Raw genomic sequence first — 21,354 nt, 5'->3', positions numbered from 1 at the left:
GTGGTCGTCCGGTGGTTCAGGTGGCGATGGTGGCCAGTCCGGCGATGCCGACGAGATAGACGACGACGGCGGTGATGCTGTCGATGCCCATCCGCGCGTACTGGCGGCGGGGACGGAAGACGAGTCCGGTCATGTAGATGACGGTGAGGATGATGCCGAGCGCGGTGAGGTAGATGTCCGTGTCGTGCGCGGCCGGCAGGACGGGCTTGCCGGAGATGAGGGTGGCCAGGAGGAAGAGGACGGGCAGGAACGCGTTACCGCCGAAGATGTCGCTGACGGCGAGCTGGTAGTCACCGAGCCGGGTGGACGTCAGGCCCGTGCTGACCTCGGGCAGGGAGGTGGCCGCGGCCAGGACGGTCGCCCCGAACAGCACCCCGCTCAGCCCCTGGCGGGCGAAGAGCTGCTCACCGCTGCGCTCGATGACCACGCCCGCCACCAGGGTCGCCAGCGCCGCCGCGGCGAAGACGAGCACGGCGCGGCGGGAGCCGACACCCCGGTCGGTCGCGGCCTTCTCCTTCTTCCCGCGGGAGTGGCCGCGCGGCTCGGGCTGGCTGTCCGGAGCGTCACCGCCCTCCCGCCACGGCAGCCCCCGGCCCGCCCGGTTCAGCAGCACCAGCCCGATCACCCACAACACGGCGATCGCCACCGACGCCGGGGCCAGCCGCGCGGCATGCAGATCCGGGGAGAGCTGGGTGCCCATGACCACCACGGCCAGGATCACCACCACGAGCGCGCCCTCCAGTACCAGCTGGAGGCTGGCGGCCAGCCGGGTCAGCGGCGCGCGCGGACGCACCCCGGCGGCGTCCAGGATGGCCAGGACGACGGTCTGGATGGCGATACCGCCGAGGATGTTGCCGACGGCGATGTCCAGTTGGCCGGCCAGGGCGGCCGAGACGGTGATGGCGATCTCCGGAAGGTTGGTCGCGATCGCCAGCAGGACCAGCCCGCCCAGGGCGCTGCCCATATGGAGCCGTTCGGCCAGGACGTCGGTGGTGTCGGACAACTTGATGCCCGCGTACCAGATGACGGCCGCACTGGCCACGAACAACACGAGCAACACTGGTGAAGTGAAAGATCCCATGCGGCTGCGGGTACCCGCCCTCGGCGTGACTTGGCATCCCCCCTGTCCTGCTCGGAGATCAACCCGTCGGACCGGGGGCGGGCGGGCCGCCGCGGGCGTCCGCCTCCCGCCGCGCCGCGGGTCGGCCCGGGGCGGGCCGCGTCCCCCTGCCCTGGTCGGTCAGCCGCCCGAGCAGACGGTGCCGTTGAGGCGGAGGACCGTGGGGTCCGGGTTGGGTCCGTCGTTGGCGCCGACGAATCCGAAGGAGGCCGTCGATCCGCCGTCCTGGGCCAGCGGTCCCGCGCCTTCGGGGGCGGTCACCCGCACGTGCGAGCCGGTCTGGTGGAAGGTGGCCCCCCAGCCGGAGGAGACGGACTGATGGTCGGTCGGCCAGTCCCAGTCCACGGTCCAGCCGGTGATCGGCGTGTTCGAGAGGTTGCGGACGGTGACCGTGGCCACGAAACCGTTGCCCCAGCCGGAGTCGCGGTGGTAGGTCACCGCGCAGGTGGCGTCCGGTGGGGTGCCGGTGGTGAAGGTCAGCGGAGAGGACGGGGCGGAGAGCCGTCCCGAGGCGTCGGCCGCCAGCACGTCGACCGTGTGGGTGCTGCCCGGCGGCAGGTTTCGCAGGGTCACGGATGTGCCGGTGGTCTCGCCGACCAGGCGCGTGTGTACGCCGTCGCGCTCCTGGACCAGGTAGCGGGCGGCGCCCGCAGCGCCCTCCCAGGACAGGCGCGCGGTGGTGTCGGTCACCGCCTCCGGCTTCGGGGTGCCGGGCGTTCCGGCGGCCGAGGCCCCGGGGCCGGTGCCGGCTCGCGGTTCGAGGGTGACGGTGAGCAATGCGTACGGCGGCACGGTGACCTGGGACGCGGACGCCTCCCCGCCGGTGACCTCGGTGATGTCGCTGTCGCCGCGCGCGTAGCGGCTGACCGCGGGTGCGGTGGTGGACGGGGTGAAGCCCGCGTAGCCGAGATCCACGGTCCGTGCGACGTCCGGGTTCTTGTTGACGAGCAGGACGCTCAGGCGCCCGTCGCGACGGAGCACGGCGTGTGCCGAGACGTCCTGCGCGGAGGACGTGGCAGCGACCATGGTGTCGCCCGCGGTGCCCAGTTCGCTGGTCATCTTCATGCCGTAGTAGGGGTGGAACGGCGTGTTCGGCGCCGGTTCGCACACGTCACCGGTGCAGGCGCCGCTGGAGAGCATCCCCATGTCGCCGTAGTCGGTCTCGCCGTCGACGGTGGTGATCTGGCCCGCGCCGTTGTGGGTGTTCCACCAGTCGACGCTGAACACGCCGTTCTCCATGGCCGTCATGAACGCGTCGGCGGCGAACAGGCCGTTGGGGCGGGCGGTGAGCCGGGCGCCGCCGGTGTTGGCGTTGATCTCGGTGAGGGCGATGCCGATGCGCGGCGAGTCGGCGCCCGCGTACCGGTCGATCTGGCCGCGTACCTCACGCAGTTCACCCGGCAGCCTGGCCAGCCTCGCCGTGGCGTCCTGGGCCGTGGTGTCGGACCCGCCCGCGTACCAGTGGACGCTCACGAAGTCGATGGCGTCGGTCACTTCGGAGAGCACGGTGTGGTTCCAGTCGCCGGGATCGCCCTCGCCGACCACGCCGTCCGGCCACTCGCCGGGAGCGGTGAGGACCGCGCCGATCTTCACCGTCGGGTCGGCGGCCTTCATGGCGGCGGCGTAGGCGCGCACTTGCCGGGCGTACTCCCGGGGGCTCTTGTCGTCGTGCTCGTCGTTCTCCCAGCCGCTGCCGTAATGGCCGTTGCCGTAGATCTCGTTGCCGATCTCCCAGTACTTCGCGCCGTAGTTCTTGGTGACGTTCGCGTACCGGACCCAGCCGGCCGCCTCCTCGGGCGTGCCCGAGCCGTAGTCGGCGATCAGGATCGGCTGCGCCCCCGTGGCGCGGACGGTGCCCATGAAGGAGTCGAAACCGGTGCCCGGGGCGACGTAACCCCCGGGTGCCGTGTGCGTCTCCCAGTGGTAGATGTCCGCGTACGAACCGCCGGGGTAGCGCATCGCCCCGACGTCGGCCGCCTTCATCAGGCGGGCGACCTCGGGATCGTTCATGTGCGAGTCCCAGACGGCGGTGTTGACGCCGCGGGCGGTGCCGGACAGCCGGCCCAGCGCCGCCTGGGCGTTGACCTGGACGCCGACATCCGCAGCGCCGGCCGCCCGCGGTGCGGCGGGTGCGACGCCGGCCAGCGGGGACAGCAGGGCGAGCGCGGCGGCGAGGACGGTGGCGCCGCGTGCGAGGGGGCGAAAGCCGGCACCGGCCGGCCGGCCGGGTCTGCGCAGTGGGGACATGCGGGGTCCTCCCTAGGTGGTCCGGCGGTGCGGGTGGGGCAGCAGGTGTCGGATCATGCCGCCGGACGGGCGAAGTGCCCCGCGTCAGCCGGACGTTCGGCGCAGGTGGCACGGAGAGCGGGGCGGGGCGCGGTGGCGATCGTGCACGTGCGGGGGCGGCGGCCGATCCCGCTGTGGGAGCGCTCCCATGATGGGAGGGGTGCGACGTCTTGTCAACGCCCGTGCAAGGGGGGCTGTCGAGCCTCCCGGCGACGCCGTGAGGCCCCCGGCCACCGCCCCGGCCGGGGACCTATTCAGTACACGCGCGGGACAGTCACTGGTCGAGGCGGTGCCGTGTGCCCGACTGCCGACCCGCTACGGCTCACGCCTCGATCGTGTCGGCCCGGACCGCGCGGGCGCGGACGACGAAGGGCCGGGAGAAGACGGTGACGGTGACGGAGAGCGCGGCCACAGCAGTGATCGTCGCCCCCGGGGCGAGATGCTGGGCGATGCCGCCGGCGATCGCCGCCCCGATGCCCTGCCACGTCATCCGGCCGGCGGACTCGACGCCCTGGACCTGGCCACGGACCGGGTCCGGGGTCAGTGCGAGAAGCTGTTCCTGGAGCGGCAGGGTGGCGGCGAACCCGGCGCTGGCCACGAACACCGCGGCAGCCGCCACCGGCGTGGAAGGGTTGAGGGCGAACAGCAGGTACGGCACGGCGAGCAGCAGTCGCAGGGCGAATGCGTAGCGGCGGCGCTGCTCGGCGTCCAGCAGGCGCCCGACCGTCAGGTCCCCGAGGAGCATGCCGGCCGATCCGGCTGCCAGAAGGGTCCCCGCGTCGTCCGGGGCGTAGGAGATGAACAGGGCCTCGCAGCCGACGATCAAGCCGTTGGGGATCCACAGGTTCAGCAGCAGCGCCCGCTGCCCGGAGTGGGCGAAGAGCGCGATGTTGGTCGTCCAGGTCTGGCGCAGTCCGGGGCGCCGGGTCAGCCGGATCGAGCGTTCCCGGACGGTCGCCGCCACGACGCCCAGTGCGAGTGCGGTCAGGCCGGCGGCGACGACGAAGACCTCCTGCGGGCTGAGGTGGCGCAGCAGTACGGCGCCGATGGCGTACCCGAGGATCGCCATGCCGCCCGACGTGATGTTCATCAGCGACCGCGCGAGCGCGTACGTGGAGGCCGGCACTATCTCGGCGAGCAGGCCCATCCGTGTTCCTGTGCCGAGGGACTGGAAGAAGCCCAGCACCAGGAGGAGACCGAAGCGGACAGCCAGCGGTAGCCCCGGGACCGCCTGCGCGGCGACGCCCAGCAGCGAGACGGACTGGAGCACGACGAGGGTCCGGCGAGGACGGTTGCCGTCCGCGACCGACATCAGCGTCAGCGCACCGAACACCGTGGCGAACGTCGCGCCGTACATGCTCACGGCTGTCAGGAACGGGGACCGGGTCTGGTGGTTGACCAGCGTACCGAGTGCGAAACCCGACAGGGTGCTCGCGGCGGCCGTCAGGGTGAAGCCGGCGTACAGGCCGGCGAACTCACGGTTGCGGAGCAGGGCGTGGTAGCTGGTGGGGGGCGGCGTAACGGATGCTGAGGTGTCAGAAGGCATGAAAAAAGCCTCCGCGCGCACCCGTTGGGGCGCCGAAGGCCAACGTCATCATTCTAGCATCCGAGTCAGTCGGTCGGTGCGGTTCCTGGCTTACGCCGCTGTCCTACGCCGCCGGAATCGGCCGTCGCAGCAGGCGTACGCCTGTCGCGGCATCGTGGCCCGGGCGCAGGGGAGTTGGACGGCTACGGCGCTGGCGTAGGCGCCGTCGCGGTCGCGTCCGTCGGTCAGACAGAGGTGGGGCGCGGCGGCGGGGTGGATGGTGACCCATCCGTCGGCGGGAGCCCGGGAAGCGACGGCCGGAGGAGTCGGTGCACCCGTATCAGTGGAGTCGTCCGGGAGTAACGCCCAGGCGGCCAGGGCGAGCGGGGGGATCACGAGTGCGGTCGCGAGTGCGACCGCCGGGCGCTTGGTCCGGCGGGACCGTGGGGTCGTGAATTCTTCGGTTCGCGGTCGCGCCGTGGCTCCGTCCTCGGGCTCGGGCTCGGCCCCGGGTCCGGATCCGGGGCTCGACGCCGCGGCGGACACGGCGGAGTCAGCCGCGGCGATCCGGTCCCTGGCCTCCAGCCAGGTGTCGACCCGCTGGTCGTCACCGCCGGCACGGACGAACGCGGCCAGCACGTCGGGGCGCGGCAGGTCGTCCGTCGCAGGACGTCGGCCGGCGTGCTGCGCGCCGGCACGTCGCCCTGTCGGGCCGCCTGCTCCTCCAACTCCCGGTACGTCAGCCCTGACCGCTCCTTGAGCTGTTGCATCAACTCGACGAACTGGGCGGCGTCTCGGGCTTCGTACGGTGAAATCTCCCCCGGGTTCCCCACGCACGTCATCCTGCTGCGACCACGGTGCGAGGGACAACGGCCGATTCGGCCATGCCCCCACTGCCGGACGCGATCGGGACGACGTCCCGACCGGGCCCGGACTGTCCGGAGGCCGTCCTCGGCCAGGACCCGTCTCACGGGGCGCCCGACCGGCCTGGCCGGACACCACCGGGATCGTCCGGGCCCCGGCCGCCGGCCGTGCCGCCAGGACCCGGCCGCCGTGCCGCAGCCAGGCCCGTCGGCCAGGGGCCTCGGAACCCCGCCGCGGCCGGTGGTGAGCCGGCCCGCGAACTTTCTTCGGCCGGAGCTGAATCCTTTTCGGGTGTCCCCCTCTCTTATCCGTGTACCGGCCGCGAGGGCCGGCGGAGACCAGGAGGACACACCATGATCATCGGCATCGTAGTGATCGGCGCAGTGCTCGTCGGCGCGTGCAGCTGGCACCTGACGAAGCGCATGAGGAGCCGGAGCTGACCAGTGCCTGCGGGCGCGGCGCTTTGCGGGTATGAGTAGGACGCATGAACCGTAGCTTCTCCTGGCCGGACGAGCGGCTGATCAAGGCTGCCCAGGACGGCGACGTCACCTCGCTCACCACCGTCGTCATGGAATCGCAGCCTCATGTGCGCAAGTTCGCCATATCGCTGTGCGCCTCACCGCAGGACGCGGAGGACGCGGCACAGGAGGCGCTGATCATCCTCTACCGGAAGATCGGCACCCTACGGGCCTCCGGTGCGCTCGCCGCATGGATGTTCCGGATCGTGCGCAACGAGTGCCTCCGGCAGGTACGGCTGCTCGTCTCGCGGAGCGACGAGATGAGGGCCGAACCGGAGGCCTGCGCGGAGCCGTCCGCCGAGGACGCCGTGCTGCGCCGGATGGAGGCGGAGCGGGTCGCAGCCGCGATCAGTGCGCTCCCCCGCGACCAGCGGCAGGTCCTGATCATGCGGGATGTGCAGGGCCTGCCCGGTGGCGTCGTCGCCCGGTCGCTCGGTCTGAGCACCCCCGCGATGAAGTCGCGCCTGCACAGAGCCCGCGCGACCCTGCGTCACTCGTTGGCCCTGACCGACCAGGGATCCGATCAGGGTCCCGATCACACACCCGATCAAGCAGTCGATCGTCCAGCCGGAGGAGAGTTACGACCTTGAACACCGTGAAGCTCACGAAGAGCACGAAGGCCTCGGCCGCCGGGAAGCCCGCGGCGCCCGAGCTGAACTACGCGAGCAAGTCCGTCACACGCCATCTGGTGCGCGGCGCCATCGGCTTCGGGCTGGTCATCGGGTCGATCGCCCTGGTGCCCGTCGTCGGCCCGGTCAGCCTGGTGGCGGCCCCCCTGGGTCTGGTCGCCTTCCGGGGCTGCCCCACCTGCTGGATGGTCGGCCTGGCGCAGACCATCTCCCGCGGTCGGCTGGAGCGGAACTGCGTGGACGGCGTCTGCACGCTCACCAAGGCGGACCCGGCGAAGAAGTCCACGGACGAGCCATCGGCCGGCATCACCGTCCCGGCACACCTGACCGTGTCGACTCCGATCTCCGCGCACAGCGAGCGTTCGAACCTCTGACCTACCGCACGAGAGAAATCCGGCCAGGGAACCAAGGCCGCCATACGCGAAAGCCCTCCCGGCGTCGACAGCATCCGGGAGGTGTCTTTCTGGGTGCCGGGCATCACATATGGCGGATACCACTGAAGCGGACTCGGTGGGGGTAGCGCCCTGGCGTCGGCGCGAGAAAGTCACGTGACCCGCCACCCGCCGCTTCCCACGGCGTGCGCATAGGCGTACACACACACACGTCGAACACGTATGCCTATAACACCATGTCGGTCAGATAATTTACGGGACTTAGGCGTTCCGTTTCCAGCGGCGCGGCGTGCAGTGATCGACACAGCGGGCGCATGACCGGAACAGGCGATCGAAGAGCTTCTTCATGTCTTGATCTCAGCACGTCTTTGCGCGGCGATCCAATATCTTTTCGCTACCGGCGGCAAAGGATTCGGTATCGTGTCGGCCATGGACTTACGGGGGTTGCGTTACTTCGTGACGGTGGCAGAGGAAGGCAATGTCAGTCGGGCGGCCCGGCGGTTGCACATGTCCCAGCCGCCGCTCAGCCAGCGAATCCGTGAGCTGGAGACCGAGTTGGGCTGCGAGCTGTTCGTCCGGGGCCCCAAAGGAATGCGCCTGACCCCGGCCGGCGACGTGCTGCTGGAAGAGGCCAAGATGCTGCTCGCGGGAGCCGACCGGGCCAAGGAGCGGGTGGTGCGGCAGGTCACCGGCGCGCGGCTGCTGCGGGTCGGGGTGCTCGGCCCCGGTGAGGCCACCCTGTCGAGACCCGTCGCACAAGCCTTCGCACGCAGCCGGCCGGAGGCCGTGGTGAGCCTGCGGCAGGGCGATCTGACCGACCCGACGATGGGTCTAGCGGCCGGTGCGATCGATGTGGCGATCACGTGGACGCCCTTCGACGTGACCGGCCTGGCGGTGCGCGCCATCCAGGAGGACCGCTGCTTCGCGGCCGTCTCCGCGGACAGTCCGCTCGCCGGGAGGCGCGCCCTGACGAGGGGCGACATCGACCACAGCGACTCCATCCGGTTACCTGCCGGGGTGGACGCGATCTGGCGGGCGCATTGGCAGCCGTCCCTGTCGGGCGGCGGTCCCGAGGTGCACTCCCTCGACGAGTGCCTGCACGCGGTGCTGTGGCAGCACTCGATCGCACTGGTACCCGAATCGGCTCTGCGACGGCACGCGGTGGAGGGCATCGCCTACCGGCTGGTAGCCGACCTCCCGCCCACACGCCTGGTTCTCGCCTGGCGGCGCGACGACCGGTCGCCGCTCGTGACGGCGTACGTCGAGGCGTTCTCCACGGCGCGAAAAAGAGGTCCCGCGCCCCGACACGATCGAGTTGTTTACACGTAGTTAACATCGCAGGTGCGAGACACACTCATCTCCCGTGATTATGCGGTATATCGAGTTCCGGATATTCGGAAGCCCGTCCACCCGCTCTGACACGAGCGGTGTTACCCGGTGGATACCGGAAAACCGTTGAGAGGTTCTGGGTGGTTTTGGTTTACGGAGCCCGCGGCTCGGTGCTACCGTCCGAAGCCGACTCGAAGTCCGGCCAGACCTCAAGTCGGCAGCACGATGATCGCGCTTCACGGGGGGAGCAACCGAGCAATGATCCGTCACGCCCAGATATATGCAGGACCGCCACAGGCTGACACGACTCGAAACACGTCGGGCGGTGCGGAAGAAAATGCGGAACAGCCGGTCCGGGGCCGGGAACAGCAGCCGGCATTCGATCACGTGGACGACCGGACCATTGCCGTCGTCGGATTTTCCTGCCGCTTTCCCGGCGGGTCAGGGCCCGCCGAATTCTGGGACCTTCTGCGCAACGGCCGGGACGCCATAGCGGATCCGCCCCCGGACCGCGCCCACCTCGCCGCCTTATCGGACGGGTCGCCGCGCCGCGGTGGTTTTCTGCCCTCCGTCGACACTTTCGACGCCGGGTTCTTCGGCATATCCCCACGTGAAGCCGCCGCGATGGACCCGCAGCAACGGCTCGTGCTGGAACTCGCCTGGGAAGCGCTCGAGGACGCCGGCATCGTCCCGGCCACACTCGCCGGCAGCGACACCGCCGTCTTCGTCGGCGCGATCGCCGACGACTACGCGGCGCTCACCCGTGCGGCCGGACCCGGCGCGACCTCGGCGCACACGGTGACCGGACTGCACCGGGGCATCATCGCCAACCGGGTCTCCTACGTCCTCGGCCTGCGGGGCCCGAGTATCGTCATCGACACCGCGCAGTCGTCATCACTGGTCGCGGTGCACCTGGCCTGCGAGAGCCTGCGCCGCGGCGAGTCCACCGCGGCGCTGGCCGGCGGCGTCAACCTCAACCTCGCACCGGAGAGCAGCCAGGCCCTGGCGGCCTTCGGCAGCCTCTCGCCGGACGGCCGATGTTACGCTCTCGACGCCCGCGCGAACGGCTACGTCCGCGGTGAGGGCGGCGGCCTGGTGGCACTCAAACTCCTCAGCCGCGCCATGGCCGACGGCGACCGCGTGCACTGCCTGATACGCGGCGGAGCCGTCGGCAACGACGGCGCCAGCGAAACCCTCCCCACCCCGAACGGACAAGCCCAGGAACGTGTGCTGCGCGACGCCTGGAAGCACGCGGGAATCCCGCTGGACCAAGCGCAGTACGTCGAAATCCACGGATCGGGCACCCGGGTCGGGGACCCCGTCGAAGCATCTGCTCTGGGCGCCGTTTTCGCCCCGTCCCGCACACCAGAGAACCCGCTCAGGCTCGGCTCCGTCAAGACGAACATCGGCCACCTGGAAGGGGCCGCCGGCATCGCCGGACTCGTCAAGACCATCCTGTGCCTCAAGGAGCGCCGGCTCGTCCCGACCCTGAACTACCGCACCCCGAATCCCGGCATACCGTTCGCCGAGCTGCGCCTCGCCGCCACCACCGCCACCGGTCCGTGGCCGCGCCCCGACCGCCCGCTCGTCGCGGGCGTCACCTCCGTCGGGATGGGCGGCACCAACTGTCATCTGGTGCTCAGCGAGTGGCCGGAGGCAGGTGCGAAGACCGACACGAGCGCACCGCAGGGAGGACAGCGTTCGCGGCGGGAGGCCGGTCCCGTCCCGTGGGTGCTGTCCGGACGCGGTGACGCGGCGCTGCGCGCGCAGGCCGCCCGGCTGCGCGAACACCTCGCCGCACACTCGGACTTCGGTGCCACCGAGGTCGCCCGGGCCCTCGCCCACGACCGCACCGCGTTCACCCATCGGGCCGTTCTCGTCGGTGCCGGCCGGGACGACCTGCTCACCGCCCTGGACGCGGTCGCCGACGGCCGGGTCAGCCCGGCCGTGGTCGAGGGCAGCAGCCTCCGTACCCGCCGTACGGCGGTGTTCGTCTTCCCCGGACAGGGCTCTCAGTGGGCCGGCATGGCCGCGGAACTCCTCGACACCGCACCGGTGTTCGCCGGTGTCATCGAGGACTGCGAGCGCGCGCTGCGCCCGTACCGTGACTGGTCTCTGCTTGACGTACTGCGCGCCCGCCCCGGCGCGCCCGCTCTGGAACGCGATGACGTCGTACAGCCCGCCCTGTGGGCCGTGATGGTGGCCCTGGCCGCCCTGTGGCGGGCGGCGGGTGTCGAGCCCGCCGCGGTCGTCGGTCACTCGCAGGGCGAGATCGCCGCCGCCACCGTCAGCGGCGCCCTCGGCCTCGACGACGCGGCCCGGCTGATCGCCGTACGCAGCGCGGCCCTCGGCGCACTGGCCGGCCACGGCGGCGGCATGCTCACCGTGTCGCTCTCCGCCGACCGGGTGCGGGAGGACATCGCCGGCCACCCGCAGCTCGGCGTGGCCGCCGTCAACTCCCCCGGCATGACCGTGGTGGCCGGTGACGGGGAAGCCCTGGACGCGCTGGCCGCGTACTACGGCGAGGACGTCCGCACTCGGCGCGTCCCGGTCGCCTACGCCTCGCACAGCCCGCACGTCGACGCCGTACGGGGGACGTTGCACGCGGAGCTGGCCGGGATCGCGCCGCGCGCCGGGCGGGTACCACTGCACTCCACCGTGACCGCGGCAGCCCTGGACGGTCCCGGCCTCGACGCCGACTACTGGTTCCGCAACCTGCGCGAACCGGTGCGGTTCCAGCCGACCGTACGGGGGCTGCTCGACGCGGGGCACGGTCTTTTCATCGAGATGAGCCCGCACCCCGTGCTGACGCTCGCCGTCCAGCAGACCGCGGAAGCCGCGGACCTGCCGGTCACCGCGCTGGGCACGTTGCGCCGTACGGAAGGCGGCCGGCAACGGTTGCTGCTCGCGTTCGGCGAGGCCTTCTGCCACGGCGCGGAGGTGGACTGGTCCGCCGTCCTGCCGGCCGGCACCGCCCGCGCCGAACTGCCGACGTACGCCTTCCAACGGCGTCGGCACTGGATCTCCGGGCAGCGCACGGACGCTGTCGCCGCGTCGGCGGCGCGCACCGGGTCGCCTTCGAAGGCTTCGGCGCTCGCGTCGGGGGCTTCGGCGCTCGCGGAGGACACCACGGAGGCGGTGGAGGCCGCGCCGGCCCGGTCGCTGTCCGGCCCGGCCGCCCTGGAGCTGGTGCGGGCGCACGCCGCCGCCGTCCTCGGCCACCACCGGGCCGAAGACGTCGAACCACGACTCAGGTTCAAGGAGTTGGGCTTCGACTCCTCGATGGTCGTCGAGTTGCGCAACCGACTCGTCACCGCCACCGGACGCACCCTGCCCACCACCGTGGTCTACGAGCACCCCAGCCCAGCCGAACTGGCCGCGACTCTCAGCGACCCGCAGGCCCCGATGCTCACCGAGCCGATCCGCAACGCGGTTGACTCCAGGGCTCGTCCGGGCCATGACGACCCGATCGTGATCGTCGGTATGGGGTGCCGTTTCCCGGGCGGAGTGGACTCGCCGGAAGGGCTGTGGCAGGTCGTCGCCCAGCAACGCGACGTGATCTCCGGCTTCCCGGTGGACCGGGGCTGGGACCTCGACGGCCTCTACCACCCCGACCCCGCACAGGTCGGCACGACCTACGTCCGGCACGGCGGCTTCCTGGAGGGCGCCGCGGAGTTCGACGCCGAGCTGTTCGGGATCTCGCCGCGCGAGGCGCTGGCGATGGACCCGCAGCAGCGGGCCTTCCTCGAGGTGTGCTGGCAAAGCCTGGAACGCGCCGGCATCGCCCCGGACTCCCTGCGCGGCACCCAGACCGGCGTGTTCGCCGGCGTCATGCCCCAGGAGTACGGTCCTCGGCTCGGTGAGGCGGCGGCCGGTGCCGCCGGATTCGGCCTCACGGGAACCACCTCCAGCGTCGCCTCCGGCCGGGTCGCCTACACCCTCGGGCTACAGGGCCCCGCCCTCACGGTGGACACCGCATGCTCATCATCCCTCGTCGCCCTGCACCTGGCCGTGCGCGCCCTGCGCTCCGGCGAATGCTCCCTCGCCCTCGCCGGCGGCGTCACCGTCATGTCCACACCCGGCATCTTCATCGAGTTCTCCCGCCAGCGAGGCCTGGCGGCCGACGGCCGGTGCAAGTCGTTCTCGGCCGACGCCGACGGCACCGCCTGGGCCGAAGGCGTCGGAATCCTCGTCGTCGAGCGACTCTCGGACGCCCGACGACTGGGCCACCACGTACTCGCCGTCGTCGCCGGGACGGCCGTCAACCAGGACGGCGCCTCCAACGGCCTCACCGCACCCAGCGGCCCCGCCCAGGAACGCGTCATCCGAGCCGCCCTCGCAGACGCCGGCCTCACCCCCTCGGCCGTCGACGCCGTCGAAGCCCACGGCACCGGCACCACCCTCGGCGACCCCATCGAAGCACAAGCCCTCCTCGCCACCTACGGCAGCGAACGCGACGGCCAGCCCCTGCTGGTGGGCTCCCTCAAATCCAACCTGGGACACGCCCAGGCCGCCGCAGGAGTCGGCGGCGTCATCAAAATGGTGATGGCACTGCGCCACGGAGAACTGCCCGCCTCACTCCACGTGAACAAACCCAGCACCCTGGTCGACTGGAACACCGGCGGCATCCGACTGCTCACCCAGCCACGCCCATGGCCCGCCGACGAGAGCAAGATCCGACGGGCGGGCGTCTCGTCCTTCGGGATCAGCGGCACCAACGCCCACGTCGTACTCGCGGAGCCACCCGCCGAGACGCACGTGCCCGAGGTCGGCGCCGGGCAGGACGACGCGGCTGCCCTGTGGGTGCTGTCCGGCCGTACGGAACCGGCTCTGCGCGCACAGGCCACCGTGCTCCTCGACGCCCTGGACACCTTGGACGAGGTACCCGCCCGGGACCTCGGCCGCGCCCTGGCCACCACCCGCGGCGCCCTCGACCACCGTGCGGTCGTCACCGCCGATACCCGTGCCGAGGCCCGGGCGGCGCTGGCCGCGCTCGGCAGCGGCGAACCGCACTCCGCGCTGACCGTCGGCGCCGCCCGCCCCGACGACGGGCTCGCCTACCTCTTCACCGGTCAGGGCAGCCAACGTGTCGGCATGGGACACGAGTTGTACGAGACAGAGCCGGTCTTCGCCGCCGCCCTGGACGAGGTGTGCGGGGAACTCGACGCCTGCCGTGAGTCCGTGTCCGCCACCTCGCCGATCCGCGAGGTGATGTTCCACGACGCCGAGGCGCTCGATCGGACCGAGAACACCCAGTGCGCCCTGTTCGCCCTCCAGGTCGCGCTGTTCCGGCTGCTGGAGCACCGGGGGCTGGTGCCGGACGCCGTACTGGGCCACTCCATCGGCGAGTTCGCCGCCGCGCACGTCGCCGGGATCCTGACTCTGCCCGACGCGTGCGCCCTGGTCGCGGCGCGCGGCCGGCTCATGCAGGCTCTGCCGGCCGGCGGCACGATGATGGCCGTCCAGGCTTCAGCGGACGAGGTCCGCGCACTGCTGGAAGGCCGCGAGCACGAGGTGAGCGTCGCGGCCGTCAACGGACCCGCCGCCGTCGTCATCTCCGGTGACGTCGAGGCCGTCGAGCAGATCGCCGCCGTATTCGCCGCCGACGGCCGTAAGACACGCCGGCTCGTGGTGAGCCACGCCTTCCATTCGCACCGCATGGAGGGGATGCTCGACGCGTTCGGCGCCGTCACGGCGGGGATCCCGTACGCCTCGCCGCGCATCACCATGGTGTCCACCGTGACCGGGCGGCCCGTCGAGGTCACCGCCGACTACTGGGTCCGGCAGGTGCGTCGGGAGGTACGGCTGTCCGACGGTCTGACCGCGCTGCGCGATCTGGGGATGCGGACGTTCCTCGAACTCGGCCCGGACGGTGTGCTGTCGGCACTCGGCCAGGACTGCCTCGACGACGACACGACGGCGTTCGTGCCGGTGCTGCGCCGTGGCCGGTCCGACCGCCGTGGCCTGGCCGCCGCACTCGGCGCCCTGCACGTCCGCGGCCGAAGCCCGGACTGGAACGCCGTGTTCGGCCCGGGGCGGAGGCCGGACCTGCCCACCTACGCCTTCCAGCGGGAGCGCTACTGGCTGACCGCGAACGGCGGTGGAGGACCGGCCGGCCACCCGTTGCTCGGGCCCGTCGTGGAGCTGGCCGCGTCCGGGCAGGCCGTGCTGACCGCGCGGCTCGGCCGCCGCACGCATCCGTGGCTCACCGACCACACCGTCCTCGGCTCGGTCCTGCTGCCCGGCACCGCCTTCCTGGAACTCGCCGTCCGGGCGGGAGCGCAGACCGGCGCTCCGAGGGTCGCCGAACTCACCCTGACGGCACCGCTGGTGCTCCCCGAAGACGGCAGCACCGAGGTGCAGTTCGCCGTCGCCGCGCCCGACGACGAGGGGCAGCGCGCCCTGACCGTGCACGCCCGCGCCGCGACGCCGGACGGCACCAGCGCGCCGTGGACCCTGCACGCCACCGGCCTCCTCGCCCCGCACACAGGGGCGCCCACGGCTACCGTCGGCCGGCCCGCCGCCGCCTCCGAACCGCTGCCCCTCGACGGCTGCTACGACGAACTGGCCGCCGCCGGTTACACCTACGGCCCGGTCTTCCGCGGCCTGCGCGCCGCGTGGCGGCACGGCGCGGACCTGCTCGTCGAGGTGGCCCTGCCGGCGTCCGTCACCGACGCGGCCTCCTACGGACTGCACCCGGCTCTGCTCGACGCGGCCCTGCACCCGGTCGTCACGACCGCGCTGGGCGAGGGCGGCCGTCGGCTGCTGCCCTTCTCCTGGCGCGGTGTGTCCGTCCACCAGCCCGGGGCGCGCACCGCCCGCGTCCTGATCACCGCCAGTGGGCCGGACGCGGTGGCGCTGACCCTGCTGGACGAGTCCGGCGCGGTGATCGCCGAGATCGAGGAGCTGCTCCTTCGCCCCGCCGGTGACGACCCCGTCGTACCACGGTCGCTCCACCGCCTGGCCTGGAAGCCGGCCGCGGCGGACCGGCAGCCACCACCGGACGCCGCCGTACTGGGCATCACCGACCTGGGCGTCGGCCCGCGCTACGCCGACCTCGCGGCACTGGGCGAAGCCCTCGACGCGGGGTTGCCCGCCCCCTCGGTGGTCCTCGCACCGCTCGTGGAGCTGTCGCCCGCCGCGGACGGCACGGTGGGTGACGCCCGGCCCACGGTGCATCGCGCGCTCGCCCTGCTTCAGGCATGGCTGGCCGACGACCGGCTCGCGGATTCGCGGCTCGTGCTGGTCACCCGGGGTGCCGTGGCCACGGCACCGGACGCGGACGTGGCGGACCCCGCCGACGCGGCCGTATGGGGTCTGGCGCGGTCAGCGCAGACCGAGCACCCGGGGCACTTCGGGCTTCTGGACGTGGAGTGGGCGGCCGACTGCCGCGCCGCGCTGCCGCTGGCCGGCTCGGAGTCACAACTCGCGGTGCGTAAAGGGGCATTGCTGGTGCCCAGGCTCGGTCCCGCGACGGCCGACGGCACCCTCGTCCCTCCCGCCGGGGTGGCGGCCTGGCGGCTGGCGGTCCGCGAACGTGGGACGCTGGACCATCTGGCGCTCGAACCCTGCCCGGAATCCCTGGCCCCGCTCGGCGACGGTGAGCTGCGCATCGCGGTGCGCGCCGCGGGCGTCAATTTCCGTGACGTACTGAACACCCTCGGTCTCTACCCCGGCGATCCCGGGCTGCTCGGCCTGGAAGGGGCCGGTGTGGTCACCGAGGTGGGGGCGGACGTCACCGGTTTCGAGGTCGGTGACCGGGTGATGGGCCTGTTCTCCGGGGCGTTCGGCCCGGTGGCCGTGGCCGACCACCGGCGGGTCGCCGCCATGCCCGCGACCTGGACGTACGCCCAGGCGGCGTCCGCGCCCATCGTGTTCCTCACCGCCTACCACGGCCTGGTCGATCTCGCCGGCCTGAGTGCGGGCGAGCGTGTGCTGATCCACGCGGCGGCGGGTGGTGTCGGCATGGCCGCCGTCCAACTGGCCCGGCATCTGGGAGCGGAGGTCTACGGCACGGCGAGCCCCGGCAAGTGGGGCGCGCTGCGTGCCCTCGGCCTGGACGACGGGCATCTCGCGTCGTCGCGCACCCTGGACTTCGAGACCGCGTTCGCCGCGGCCACCGAGGGGCACGGCATGGACGTCGTACTGGACTCCCTCGCCGGTGAGTTCGTGGACGCCTCACTGAGGCTGCTGCCGCGCGGTGGCCGCTTCGTCGAGATGGGCAAGACAGATGTGCGAGACCCGCGGGAGGTCGCGGCCGAGTACCCCGGGGTCGCCTACCAGTCCTTCGACCTGCTCCAGGCGCATCCCGGGCGGATCACCGAACTGCTCAGCGAAGTACTGCGGTTGCTGTCGTCGGGGGCGTTGTCTCCGTTGCCGGTCAGTGAGTGGGACGTGCGACGGGCACCGGAGGCGTTCCGCCACGTCAGCCAGGCCCGGCACGTCGGCAAGGTCGTCCTCACCCTGCCGACGGCCCTCGATCCGGCCGGCACGGTCCTGGTCACCGGGGCCACCGGCGCCCTCGGCGGACTCGTCGCCCGGCACCTGGTCACCGAGCACGGGGCCCGCCGTCTGCTGCTGGTCAGCCGCCGTGGTCCCGACGCACCCGGAGCGCCGGAACTGGTCACGGAACTCACGGGGTTGGGCGCCGAGGTCAGCCTCGCGGCCTGCGACGCGGCAGACCACGAGGCGCTCGCACACCTGCTGACCGGCGTACGGCTCACCGCCGTCGTACACGCGGCGGGGGTGCTCGACGACGGTGTGATCACCGCGCTCACCCCCGAACGCCTCGACACCGTGCTCGCGGCCAAGGCCACGGCGGCGTGGAACCTGCACGAACTGACCGCCGACCAGGACCTCGCGGCCTTCGTCCTGTTCTCCTCCGTCATGGGCGTCATCGGGGGCGCGGGGCAGGGCAACTACGCGGCTGCCAACGCCTGTCTGGACGCCCTCGCCCAGCACCGCAGAGCCCGTCGGCTCCCGGCTCTGTCCCTGGCCTGGGGACTGTGGTCGGACCCGGCGGGAGGGCCGGGCACCGGGGAAGGGGCCGGGGTCGGCGGGGTGGCCGGCGGTGCCGGGATGGCCGGGGCTGCCGGGATGGCGGGCGGCCTGACCGAGGCCGACCGGGGGCGGCTCGCCAGGACCGGCCTCTCCCCCATCGCCCCGGCGGAAGGTCTGGCCCTGTTCGACGCGGCCCTCCGCATGGACAGCGCCGCACTCGTGCCCGCACGCATCGACCGGGCCGCGCTCGGCACGCTCGGCGCGCAACTGCCGCCCGTGCTGCGGGACCTGGCTCCGGCCGCGCCGCGCCCTGCCGACGCGCCGGTCACCGTCACCGCGGTGAAGTCCGCTTCGCTCCGTGACAGGCTTGCCGCACTGAGCCGGGCCGAGCAGGACGAGATGCTGCTGGACCTCGTCCGGGTGCAGACCGCCGCCGTACTCGGCCGGGCCGAAGCGACCGGCATCCCGGCCCACCGGCCCTTCAAGGACCTGGGCTGCGACTCGCTCACCCTCGTGGAGCTGCGCAACAGGCTTCAGACCGGCTCCGGACTCCGGCTGCCCGCCACCTTCCTCTTCAACTGCCCGACGCCCAGGGCGGTCGTCACCCATCTGCACGCCGAACTGGCACCGGCCGAGGCCGGAACCACCGGCCCCACCGCCTCGCCGGCCACGCCCGGCCTGGCCGAACTCGACCGGCTCGAAGCGGCACTCGCCGAACTCGCGGACGGCTCCGACGACGGCACCCGGGCCGAGATCATCCAACGACTCCAGGCGCTGCTCGTCCGCGTACCGGTCCAGCGGTCCCAGACCAACCACAACGATCTGACCACACGGGTCCAGTCAGCGTCGGTCGACGAACTCCTCGCGTTCATCGACTCCGAACTCTGACGCCACACCGAGCCACACCGCACGCACAGCACCGCCGAACGCACCGCACCGCATCGCAGCCGGGCGGCTCGCCGCGTTCCTTGGCGTCCCGCCGCCCCTCACCCTGCTCACTCGGTTCGCTCCGCCCGGCCCGCCCGGGCACAGCTCGACACCAGCGACGCAGGGTCCACGCACACAAGGCACAGCGTCACGACGTCTACGGGGGCACCACCATCATGAGCACGAAGGACTACGACAAGCTGGTCGACTACCTCAAGCGCCTCACCGTCGATCTCCACGAGTCCCGTCAGCGGGTCCGCGAACTGGAGGACGGCACCAACGATCCGATTGCCATCGTCGGTATGGGGTGCCGTTTCCCGGGTGGGGTGGACTCGCCGGAAGGGCTGTGGCAGGTCGTCGCCCAGCAGCGCGACGTGATCTCCGGTTTCCCGGTGGACCGGGGCTGGGACCTCGACGGCCTCTACCACCCCGACCCGGACCACTCCGGCACCTCCTACGTCCGGCACGGCGGCTTCGTGGACCGCGCCGCGGAGTTCGACGCCGAGTTGTTCGGGATCTCGCCGCGCGAGGCGCTGGCGATGGACCCGCAGCAGCGCCTGCTGCTGGAGGTCTCGTGGGAGGCCCTGGAGCGGGCCGGTATCGCGCCCGGGTCACTGCACGGCACGTCAACGGGTGTGTTCCTGGGGGCCATCGCCCAGGAGTACGGTCCTCGGCTCGGTGAGGCGGCGGCCGGTGCCGCCGGATTCGGCCTCACGGGAACCACCTCCAGCGTCGCCTCCGGCCGGGTCGCCTACACCCTCGGGCTACAGGGCCCCGCCCTCACGGTGGACACCGCATGCTCATCATCCCTCGTCGCCCTGCACCTGGCCGTGCGCGCCCTGCGCTCCGGCGAATGCTCCCTCGCCCTCGCCGGCGGCGTCACCGTCATGTCCACACCCGGCATCTTCATCGAGTTCTCCCGCCAGCGAGGCCTGGCGGCCGACGGCCGGTGCAAGTCGTTCTCGGCCGACGCCGACGGCACCGCCTGGGCCGAAGGCGTCGGAATCCTCGTCGTCGAACGACTCTCGGACGCCCGACGACTGGGCCACCACGTACTCGCCGTCGTCGCCGGCACCGCCGTCAACCAGGACGGCGCCTCCAACGGCCTCACCGCACCCAGCGGCCCCGCCCAGGAACGCGTCATCCGAGCCGCCCTCGCAGACGCCGGCCTCACCCCCTCGGCCGTCGACGCCGTCGAAGCCCACGGCACCGGCACCACCCTCGGCGACCCCATCGAAGCACAAGCCCTCCTCGCCACCTACGGCAGCGAACGCGACGGCCAGCCCCTGCTGGTGGGCTCCCTCAAATCCAACCTGGGACACGCCCAGGCCGCCGCAGGAGTCGGCGGCGTCATCAAAATGGTGATGGCACTGCGCCACGGAGAACTGCCCGCCTCACTCCACGTGAACAAACCCAGCACCCTGGTCGACTGGAACACCGGCGGCATCCGCCTGCTCACCCAGCCACGCCCATGGCCCGCCGACGAGAGCAAGATCCGACGGGCGGGCGTCTCGTCCTTCGGGATCAGCGGCACCAACGCCCACACCATCCTCGAAGAGGCACCCGCCGACGTCAGGGCACCGGAATCGCAGGACCTCCTGGACGGTGGTCAGCTACCGTGGGTGCTGTCGGCGCGGTCGGCGGACGCACTCGCCCAGGCGGCGCGACAACTCGCCGATCACGTGCGGGCGAAGCCCGAACTGGTCCCGGGCGACGTGGCCTTCTCCCTCGCCACCGGGCGCTCCGCGTTCGAGTCCCGGGCCGTCGTCCCGGGCACCGACGGACGCGACGGGCTCCTCGCCGGCCTCGACGCACTCGCCTCCGGCGAGGCCGGTGGCGAGCAGGGCGTGTCTCCTTCCCGAGCCGTGTTCGTGTTCCCGGGGCAGGGGTCGCAGTGGCCCGGCATGGCCGTCGAACTCCTCGACACCTCACCCGTGTTCCGCGACACCATCACCGCATGCGAGACAGCCCTCGCCCCCTACGTCGACTGGTCCCTGACCGCCGTACTCCACGGCCACCAAGACGCACCCGGCCTCGACCGCGTCGACGTCGTCCAACCCGTCTCCTGGGCCATGATGCTCGCCCTCGCCGCACTCTGGCAGGCCAGCGGCGTCACCCCCCACGCCGTCATCGGCCACTCCCAAGGCGAGATCGCCGCAGCCGTCACCGCAGGCGGACTCACCCTCCAAGACGGCGCACGCATCATCGCCCTCCGCTCCAAAGCCCTCCGCGCACTCTCCGGCACCGGCGCCATGGCCTCCCTCGCACTGGCCGAAACACAGACCCAGGACATCATCACGCCCTGGACCGGCCAGATATTCATCGCCGCGGCCAACGGCCCCACCTCCACCGTCGTCACCGGCCACCCCCACGCACTCGACGAACTCCTCACCCACTGCGAAACCACCGGCATCTGGGCCCGCAAAATCCCCGTCGACTACGCCTCCCACTCCCCCCACGTCGAAACAATCCGCCAAACCCTCGCCCACGACCTGGACGGCATCACCCCCCGCACCGGACACACCCCCTTCCACTCCACCGTCACCGCCGGCCCCTCGACACCCACCAACTCGACGCCACCTACTGGTACCGCAACCTACGCAACCCCGTACAACTCGCCCCCACCATCACCCAACTCACCACACCCGACACCGTCTTCATCGAAATCAGCGCCCACCCCGTCCTCACCCCGCCCACCGAAACACTCGACACCACCGGCACCGCACTCCCCACCCTCCACCGCAACCAAGCAACCCTCACCCAC

Annotated in this window: 7 protein-coding genes and 2 pseudogenes; 6 read left to right on the top strand and 3 right to left on the bottom strand. The window is 72.0% G+C overall.

Translation table 11 applies throughout. The annotated features are described in order from the left end of the window. Nucleotides 1–16: 16 nt before the first annotated feature. The 3 genes from D9753_RS31100 to D9753_RS31090 all read right to left on the bottom strand — a co-directional run bounded on the left by D9753_RS31100 (nt 17) and on the right by D9753_RS31090 (nt 4,952). Nucleotides 17–1,060, bottom strand: coding sequence for a sodium:calcium antiporter (locus tag D9753_RS31100; RefSeq protein WP_205614306.1), 1,044 nt, complete (start codon nt 1,058–1,060; stop codon nt 17–19). Between the two features lie 180 nt (nt 1,061–1,240). Next, nucleotides 1,241–3,367, bottom strand: a complete 2,127-nt coding sequence (locus D9753_RS31095) for a cellulose binding domain-containing protein (RefSeq protein ID WP_121790022.1) — start codon at nt 3,365–3,367, stop codon at nt 1,241–1,243. Nucleotides 3,368–3,728: 361 nt separating this feature from the next. Then, nucleotides 3,729–4,952 (bottom strand): MFS transporter, encoded by a 1,224-nt coding sequence (locus D9753_RS31090; RefSeq protein WP_121790021.1) that lies wholly within the window; start codon nt 4,950–4,952, stop codon nt 3,729–3,731. A 1,327-nt stretch (nt 4,953–6,279) separates the two neighbouring features. Here D9753_RS31090 and D9753_RS31080 point away from each other — a divergent pair. From D9753_RS31080 to D9753_RS39715, 6 genes and pseudogenes are all read left to right on the top strand, one after another. Further along, the gene (locus D9753_RS31080) at nt 6,280–6,903 is read left to right on the top strand and encodes an RNA polymerase sigma factor (RefSeq protein WP_121790019.1); all 624 of its coding nucleotides are present in this window, start codon (nt 6,280–6,282) and stop codon (nt 6,901–6,903) included. A gap of 5 nt (nt 6,904–6,908) precedes the next feature. Further along, the gene (locus D9753_RS31075; protein WP_240468506.1) at nt 6,909–7,316 is read left to right on the top strand and encodes a hypothetical protein; all 408 of its coding nucleotides are present in this window, start codon (nt 6,909–6,911) and stop codon (nt 7,314–7,316) included. A gap of 447 nt (nt 7,317–7,763) precedes the next feature. Beyond that, complete coding sequence (locus D9753_RS31070; protein WP_163010840.1) at nt 7,764–8,663, top strand: LysR family transcriptional regulator; 900 nt, start codon at nt 7,764–7,766, stop codon at nt 8,661–8,663. A gap of 225 nt (nt 8,664–8,888) precedes the next feature. Continuing rightward, entirely contained in the window at nt 8,889–18,551 is a 9,663-nt protein-coding gene (locus D9753_RS31065; RefSeq protein WP_338057994.1) for an SDR family NAD(P)-dependent oxidoreductase, read from the top strand. Between the two features lie 215 nt (nt 18,552–18,766). Further along, nucleotides 18,767–18,823 (top strand): annotated as a pseudogene (locus D9753_RS39720) (hypothetical protein); the annotation flags it as partial. Nucleotides 18,824–18,892: 69 nt separating this feature from the next. Further along, nucleotides 18,893–21,333: pseudogene (locus tag D9753_RS39715) on the top strand (type I polyketide synthase); the annotation flags it as partial. Nucleotides 21,334–21,354: the final 21 nt, after the last annotated feature.

The organism is Streptomyces dangxiongensis, assembly GCF_003675325.1.
Taxonomy (GTDB): Bacteria; Actinomycetota; Actinomycetes; order Streptomycetales; family Streptomycetaceae; genus Streptomyces; species Streptomyces dangxiongensis.
The sequence above is the reverse complement of the archived record's forward strand: the minus strand, read 5'-3'. Positions and strand labels throughout refer to the sequence as shown.